8 protein-coding genes are annotated in these 7,418 nt (G+C 42.8%); 1 reads left to right on the top strand and 7 read right to left on the bottom strand.

The genetic code is table 11. The features are described 5' to 3' along the window. From V7Q33_RS16575 to V7Q33_RS16545, 7 genes are all read right to left on the bottom strand, one after another. Positions 1-1,057, bottom strand: a 1,057-nt coding sequence (locus tag V7Q33_RS16575) for a type I restriction endonuclease (protein ID WP_333820534.1), incomplete at its 3' end; no start/stop codon positions are given. Between the two features lie 91 nt (positions 1,058-1,148). Beyond that, the gene (locus tag V7Q33_RS16570) at positions 1,149-1,526 is read right to left on the bottom strand and encodes a hypothetical protein (protein WP_333820533.1); all 378 of its coding nucleotides are present in this window, start codon (positions 1,524-1,526) and stop codon (positions 1,149-1,151) included. A gap of 46 nt (positions 1,527-1,572) precedes the next feature. After that, positions 1,573-2,025 carry a hypothetical protein gene (locus V7Q33_RS16565; protein ID WP_331979553.1) on the bottom strand — a complete coding sequence of 151 codons (453 nt, stop codon included), beginning with the start codon at positions 2,023-2,025 and terminating at the stop codon, positions 1,573-1,575. Positions 2,026-2,158: 133 nt separating this feature from the next. After that, complete coding sequence (locus V7Q33_RS16560; RefSeq protein ID WP_333820532.1) at positions 2,159-3,277, bottom strand: toll/interleukin-1 receptor domain-containing protein; 1,119 nt, start codon at positions 3,275-3,277, stop codon at positions 2,159-2,161. An 84-nt stretch (positions 3,278-3,361) separates the two neighbouring features. Beyond that, positions 3,362-4,078, bottom strand: a complete 717-nt coding sequence (locus V7Q33_RS16555) for a LytR/AlgR family response regulator transcription factor (protein ID WP_331979549.1) — start codon at positions 4,076-4,078, stop codon at positions 3,362-3,364. Between the two features lie 2 nt (positions 4,079-4,080). Next, on the bottom strand, positions 4,081-5,925 hold the full coding sequence (locus tag V7Q33_RS16550) for a tetratricopeptide repeat protein (protein ID WP_333820531.1): 1,845 nt from the start codon (positions 5,923-5,925) through the stop codon (positions 4,081-4,083). Positions 5,926-6,057: 132 nt separating this feature from the next. Next, the gene (locus V7Q33_RS16545; RefSeq protein WP_331979545.1) at positions 6,058-6,225 is read right to left on the bottom strand and encodes a hypothetical protein; all 168 of its coding nucleotides are present in this window, start codon (positions 6,223-6,225) and stop codon (positions 6,058-6,060) included. Between the two features lie 363 nt (positions 6,226-6,588). Between V7Q33_RS16545 and V7Q33_RS16540 the strand changes: the two genes are divergently transcribed. Next, complete coding sequence (locus V7Q33_RS16540) at positions 6,589-7,365, top strand: hypothetical protein (protein WP_331979543.1); 777 nt, start codon at positions 6,589-6,591, stop codon at positions 7,363-7,365. The last annotated feature ends 53 nt before the right edge of the window (positions 7,366-7,418 follow it).

Here is a 7,418-nt window from a genome sequence, read left to right as displayed (position 1 = left end):
TTTCATAAAGATCTATACTTTTCAAAAGTTGATCGGTATGGTTGAAGATATCGTCCAGCCGGGTGATTTCGTGGCGGGTTTCGTTCTTCTCCGCGTCAAACAAGCCGAGGTATTTCTTCGTACCATTCAGCCACAGACGGCATAGAGGCTTACGGTTATTATCGTCCAGTAATATACCATAGTATGCCTTGGTGTCGCGGCCCACGATGCGGTCTACATTTACTCGCTTCCGCAGAATTGACTTCACAATCATATACCCTTCCAGTTCCTGTGCCGTTGTTTCCAATACCTTTTCATCTTCTTCCGGTTTCGCCGTTTCTTCGTGACGTTGCTTTTCAGCTTCAGCTTCTTTTGCCAGCGCTGATTTTAAACGATCGTTGATCATATCGCTGATCAACTGACCGATTGATTTCTTTACGATGCCCGTAAATTGTGAAACGATTTTGGCAGTAGCCTTTCCATCGTATACTTTGGAAATAAAGAATCGCACAAAATCTTCAGTCGGCTCTTTAAACTCGGCAGACAACACAGCCTTGATCTCGCTGGAGTATTTTAATTCACTGGCTGTGGTAAATATACTCTCGATGTCAAAATAAGATTTATGGAATTTCTTAAGCTCATCTACTTCTGCTTCTTTAATCTCGGAGAGCATAAATTCGAAGAAGGGTTTCTCATCCATTTTGTTCGGCTCCACCAGGTCGGTATAGAAACGATAGTGAAGTCCGTTTGTAAGCAAGCCAAATTTAGCCTTGGTTGTATGAAAATATCGAAACAACTGCGAGTTGTGCGGATCCAGTTTCTCCTGGTGATGTTTGCATTCGATCAATAAAATAGGTTCGCTGTTTTTCATGATCGCATAATCTACCTTCTCTCCTTTCTTTATACCCAGATCGGCAACAAACTCCGGATTCACTTCGGCAGGGTTAAATATATCGTAGCCCAATATCTGAATAAACGGAAGTGTTAATGAAGTCTTGGTAGCTTCTTCCGTTTGAATCTGGGGCAACATTTTAGCAACGCGATCGCCCAGTTGTTTTATCTGATCTTTGAAGTCCATGGGTATAGCTGTTATAATTTTGTTTGACGTTTAAGTTTATAAGATCGCCTGTAACTATAATTTCAGCGTATCTATTTATTCATATTACATATCATCTGCAGACACAGCCGGTTCCCACAATCCATTTACAGCAGGTACCTGTACATTGTGCTTTTGTTTTATTGGAACATCCGCAGTTAGCCGTTGTAGGGCAACCGGAACCTCCGGAGCTACCCGTGCCGCCATTACCTCCCGTGCCGGTATTGCCTGTGCCGCTAAAGGCATCTTCACATGCCAAACCATCATTGTCATTATCCAACGCTGCAAAACAATCAGAGTCAGCATCAAATGCTGCTTGTGCCTGCTGTTGTGTTGTATAATTCTTGCAATTTGCTTCGGGACACTCTTTCTCTTTATCGGAAGAAGAACTGCAGCACGCCACTATAAATAGGGCCGGCACATACAAGAATAGATAGTAAAAAAATCGCATAGAGGTATAGGTATATTAGGTTACTTAATTCAGGCTGATATATACTTCATTGATGTTGCCAGCATTTACCATTGTCATTCTGCGTTATGCGTTTACATCGTGTACCGGCTTTTGTCAGCGCTGAGCATTGACGAGAGGTCGTTTCTGTCGCTTCTTCATTAGCGGTTGATGTATTCTTAACCGAACGCTCTTTCGGAGATTGCACGGTTTGTTCAATCTCTTCACGGGGTGCAGCTTTCGGAGCCACGGGTGCTGCGGGTGCTTTTTCGCTTGATGGCTTGCATACACTGCATGCCGTGTAGCCGCGCTCTTTCGCTTCTTCCAGTGTTATTTCATAACGGCTATACTTCAGATACCGGCAATCCTCGGCATGATACTTCGTGCCGGTACGTGTAATATAGACCATCGCTTCACCCGACTGGGCGAACGTACATCCCTGCACCAGCAACAGGAACACAACATGCAATACAATTTGCTGTATACTTTTATAAATGCGCATAACGACAGGAAATAGACGAAAGTAGTGGCACGCTGATATCCGGGAAAAACATTCTTCCGGATGCGGCTATATTCTTTCCGAAACCGGCTTTTTCCTTTCCCAAAGTATGGTTGAGGCGATCCGCTTCATCGGGTTATTCTGCTGTGATATTATAGCGCCACCCTTCTCCGGTTCGTTCGAATACATATCGCTCCCGGGGTGGCAGCGCAATTATTTCCATCGCGTGGCGTTTCATTCCCCGTGTATTTTCGGCTTGCGAAGCAAAAGTCAATGATATACCAATGAACCGTATATTATTGCCATAATTTACCCAGACGGCAAACGTATTGTCAGACAAAGATTCTACTTCCTCAATTTTGCTTTCGAGGGGTTGAGTATTCACAAAAAAGTAACGCACATCTCCGGAACCGGTCTCTCCTTCCAGGTAAATATCAGGAGATAAAAATCCATACGAATTTAAAGGATTAAGTTCCTGCATATTGGCATCCAGCAAGGCATCAACGTTCTTTTTAGCGTGAACCGTCTGCGATCCGGTATTTAATATATATTCGTTCCGATAATACGTTTTCAGGTTTCTGAATGCTGTATATACATTAATAACCTCATCTTGTGTGGCTGGTTTGGCTGTATGAAGTTCTTCTTTTAGCCGAAGGTCGGTCTCTTCCTTCAAGGTAGCAATTCGTTTTGCTACGCTTTGTTGTATATACCCCTCATCGGGGCCGTTATAATGCAGCGTATCAAAACTAAAGTATCCGGCAATCGCTATGAGAAAACACAACGCACACAGTCCAAGCCATTTCATCAGTGCCTTGACCAAATCTCTTCTGCATTGTATTTTAATTTCGGCTACCAGTTTATCCGCTACCTTCTCCAGGCCTATATCAGCACGAATGGCCATTATGTTAGCCATAGGCAAATGTATAGCCGCTAACGCTTCCGGCGTTATGTTATAGAGTACCGGAAATAAAACTTTATGCCGGGGGCCATCTTTCGCCAGCAAGGCGTAATATTCCTGCAAGGTCCATTGACTGGAAATATACTCCGGACTTACAATGGCAACACCAAAACGACTTTTTTCAATTCCACGTAATATCGTCTTGGTGAGATCGTCACCTACACGCAGATCATTGCCGGAATACCAGACATTTACCTTCCTTTTTTCTAAAATCTGACATAATTGATTAGCAATAGGAATCTTGTCCTCAAACGCATGAGAAACAAAAACAAGGCATCGTCCATTCGGGGTCTTCATTGAACTAAATATTGAGGAATGATAAAGTGTTTCATTCCCATACTCAAGATTACTTTCCCGACAGCGGCAAAATGTTTCCGAAGACTACTTTATAAACTTCAAACGTCCCATCAGTTCATCACGGTAGTCCTTACTCATCTGTACTTGCTTCTCCCCAAGCCGCACGGTATTACCATCAAGTGCTGTAATTTTATTGACATTGATTACAAAAGACCGATGTATCTTCATAAAATCGCGACTGTTCAGTTGCTCGTATACATGGTTCATGCTTGTTGTCATCGTATACACCTCTGTACTGGTTATGATGGAACAATACGAACGGCCAGCCTCGAGGTATATAATATCATCCAGGTTCAGCTTTACGTATTGGTTTTTGGAGCGCAGAAATACGTGATCTTTTATAAACGCAGGCTGCTGTGCACGTTTGGCACGTGCATTACTAAAGGCCAGATCGATGGAGCGAATCAGGTCTGCTTCCTGAAAGGGTTTCGACAAGTAGGCGGCCGGCATCGTCTTCTTGGCCCGATCAATCGTCTTGCTGTCTACATACTCACTCAGATAAATGATTGGCACATCATATCGGTCAATAATGGCCCTGGCCGCGGAAATACCATCCATAGCTCCTGAGAGGTTGATATCCATCAGAATCAAATCAGGGGTTATATCTTCTACCATTTCTATAGCTTCTTCTCCGGACCGGCACATGCCTGCCACTTCCAACGAATGCCGCGTAAGGCGGGCTGCTATATCTTCAGCTATCAATAGCTGGTCTTCAACAATGAGTACTTTTATCTTTTCCATGATTATGAAAGGGGAATGTCCAACGTAAATGATGTTCCTTTATCTGTATTCATATCCAACTTGCCTTTTAATTCCTTTAGCAGTGTTCTCACCATCTTGAGGCCAAATGCACCATTAATTTCCTTACCGGCCGATTCTTCGAAGCCGGATCCATTGTCGCTGATCTCCAACGACAGATTTCGTTGTCCGCTAAGATATAGCGATACATTCAACACCGGAAGTGGCTGCCGGCTATAGGCATATTTGAAAGAATTGCTCACGAGTTCGTTTACGATCAGCCCCAGCGGTATCGCTTTGTCTACATCGATTTGTATTTCTTCCAGTTTCAGATTCAAGTCAAATTTCCTTTCCGCAAAACCATAAGTGTGTGCCAGGTATTGTATCAGCTCCGTTATATATTCCTTGATATCAATGCTTCTGTTCTGATCACCCATATATAATTTTTTATGAATAAGAGCCATGGCATTCACTCTGCCTTCGCTGGCCTTGACGGCTTGCAGTGCATTTTTATCCATTAGTTGTTGCGACTGAAGGCTCAGAACACTGGACAATATTTGCAGATTATTTTTTACACGGTGGTGCAGTTCTTTCAGGAGCATCTCAATGTGTTGTTTGCTCCTGCGCACCACCCGGAAACTATAGTATACCAACAAAATAATAATAATGAACAGAACCAATGCAGTGATCAATGCTTCGATCCATATCTGCTTGGATTTTAGTTCTGACTGGTTGATTTCCTGGCGCTGCTCCAGCATTACAATCTGCTGTTCTTTCTTTTCAACATCGTAGCGGAATTGCATATTCATAAGGCTTTCAACCTTCTGCTGCGTCATCAGGCTATCACGCACAATCAGCAGTTCCCTGGTATATTGAAAAGCCCGCGCAAAGTCTTTCTTCTTTTCATATAGCTGAATCCTTATCTCCAGATTCCAACGCAGCTCATTTAATGCGCCGGCACGATGGATTAATTCTCTGGCTTTATCCAGATATTGTTCGGCCTCTTTAAAATCTGAGGTTGCAACGGAAACCTTTGCCAGGTTATTTAAGGTAACAGCTTCTCCGAGTATATCCTTAAATTCTCTTTTTAGAACTAACGATTCGAGGTAATATTCTTTCGCTGCGCCAAATCTTTTCTGCTCAAAAAGGGCATCACCAATATTATTAAGGGTCGTTGTGAGTGTCTTCCTATCCGCAGCGTTGCGTTTAAGGGTCAATGATTTTTGCAGATTTAGCAAGGCACTGTCGTATGCATGCATGGCTAAATATATCTCCCCGATGGAATTGTAAGATTGCGCCACAAGATTGGTGACTGCCAGTAACTTTCGAACACCCAGTGCCTTATAAGCATAATTCAAGGCATCTTTGTAATCACCGGTCTTTAAGTAAACGAGCCCAATCGTATTATAGCACGAAGCCAGCGTACGGCTGGGTTCCTCTTTCATTTTAGACAAGACACCAAACGCGTGCTCCAGTGCTTTTTCGTAAATACCTTTGTTCTTATATATAATAGAGAGATTGTTTTCCAGTATAATGGCGTTCGTTGTATCTCTTAATGTGAGGTAAAGCGCAAGAGACTTGTCATAATAATAAATGCTGCTGTCCATAAGGCCACGCTGGCTATAAATTACCCCTATACCGTTGAAATCGGATGCGAGCCGTTTTTTATCCTTATTAGCATTTGTCAGGCTGATGGCCTTATAGTAGTAAACCAAGGCACTGTCATGTGCACCGTGCTCATAAAAATAAAAAGCTAAAGATGATAAGGCGGATGCAGAGGCGGCAGGGTCATTCTTCTGTATAGCATCATGCAAGCGAGCATGTAAGCTATCTTTTTTGGTTTGACTCAAACCAAAAGATGGTAATAGGAGGAGCAGGATCAGCCAACGTGTAAATTTCATTGCCCAGGCTAGGTAACTCACGGGAAGGTAGTAAAAAAAAATATAACGGTGAAGCATTTATACTTCACCGTTAAAAAAAAATTATATAGACACGGTGTCGGCAGACACATTTGCGCGATGTGGCGGAGGAGGAGGTATAATAATGGGATCGTCATCATCATCGCCACCACTGCGAAGTATAGGTTCCTCATTGCAGCTGAATGCTCCTATAGCAAGAAACATAATAAAAAGATATTTCAGGAATTTCATAGATTTAAAAGTTTAATAGTTACACATAGCGGGGGCTGCGTCCTCGACAGGCATGGAAATTCCAGGGAATGATGCAATCAATCCGGTATAGTAATTCCGTAAATGCCCGATGGTGCAGATGCCCGCGAACAAATGATCATGAGGTGAGTTTGTTCTTCAGCGTAGTTTCAACTTCCGGCCACCTCATGAAAGGCCGTTGGCAGATTCTTTACTGAAAAACTTCTGATCGATCAGGTGTTTCAGAAACGTATACAAATGTGCAACTCTGGCAGAGGTATATTGTGGTTGGATTTCGGGTAGAGATTTCTCTAATTTTTCCTTTTATTCCTTTTTAATTCTTTTAAATGATGCCCTATAAAAAATATGTTAGTTAAAGTATACCAGCTCCGGAAAACACTGGAAGATCTTGCCGAAAAGGCGGAGGAATCTCTTGATTGGAAAGGACTTCAAAATATAGCGATCGACAAGCTAAAGATTAGCAACGATGACTATCTCTATAAAAGAATTTTCAACAAAATACAAGGTAAAAAAGCCAACGACACTATCAATCTCCACCCTGGGAATCTGGAGGTTATTGCCAAATACCTTGGCCACAGGAATTTTAAACTATATTTAGAGACTCTTCAGGGGATACAAGCCCCTCAATTACTCAACTGCATTGGCACTTACTATAGCTATGTACGGAGAAATGCAGAGAAGGGAGCTATTCTGCGGTCGCCCGTGCGAATATGGAATGACAAATCGAAAATTGCTTTCGAGTTAAAAGGCCCCGGTCAAAAATTTACCGGTAACATACAACTAAAACATGGCTGTTTATTTATACTCATGGAAGCGAAAGGCGGTAAAGCATTTTATCACATTTATAAAATAGGGACACGGGAGGTACCCCACGTGCTGCTGGGAGTGTTTGCCGGTGTGTCTACAGCGTTTGATCCCATCGGTGGCAGGGCTGTGCTTATAAAAAAAGATATACCCTACGCAGAACTCACCAACCAAACCCTGGATATACCGGCACTGCAAAAATCAAAACAACTGGAAGAACGCAGGCTTGCCGAATACTTTAAAGACTATAAAAACAACAACGTAGCCTCCGGCAAAGCGTATAGTTTTGGACTGGATGATTTGGGAGAATGCAGGTGAGCGGCAAGCTGCCAGCGTTGTGGAGTACAGGGAAATCCAGTTACACAAAGAAG

The sequence above is a fragment of the Ohtaekwangia sp. genome (assembly GCF_036786105.1).
Lineage (GTDB): Bacteria > Bacteroidota > Bacteroidia > Cytophagales > Cyclobacteriaceae > Ohtaekwangia.
This window is presented reverse-complemented; position numbering and strand designations above follow the sequence as displayed.

Coding starts and splice junctions, on each gene's coding strand:
- V7Q33_RS16570 (WP_333820533.1), bottom strand. CDS start 1,526: ATGCGATTTTTTTACTATCTATTCTTGTATGTGCCGGCCCTATTTATA.
- V7Q33_RS16565 (WP_331979553.1), bottom strand. CDS start 2,025: ATGCGCATTTATAAAAGTATACAGCAAATTGTATTGCATGTTGTGTTC.
- V7Q33_RS16560 (WP_333820532.1), bottom strand. CDS start 3,277: ATGAAGACCCCGAATGGACGATGCCTTGTTTTTGTTTCTCATGCGTTT.
- V7Q33_RS16555 (WP_331979549.1), bottom strand. CDS start 4,078: ATGGAAAAGATAAAAGTACTCATTGTTGAAGACCAGCTATTGATAGCT.
- V7Q33_RS16545 (WP_331979545.1), bottom strand. CDS start 6,225: ATGAAATTCCTGAAATATCTTTTTATTATGTTTCTTGCTATAGGAGCA.
- V7Q33_RS16540 (WP_331979543.1), top strand. CDS start 6,589: ATGTTAGTTAAAGTATACCAGCTCCGGAAAACACTGGAAGATCTTGCC.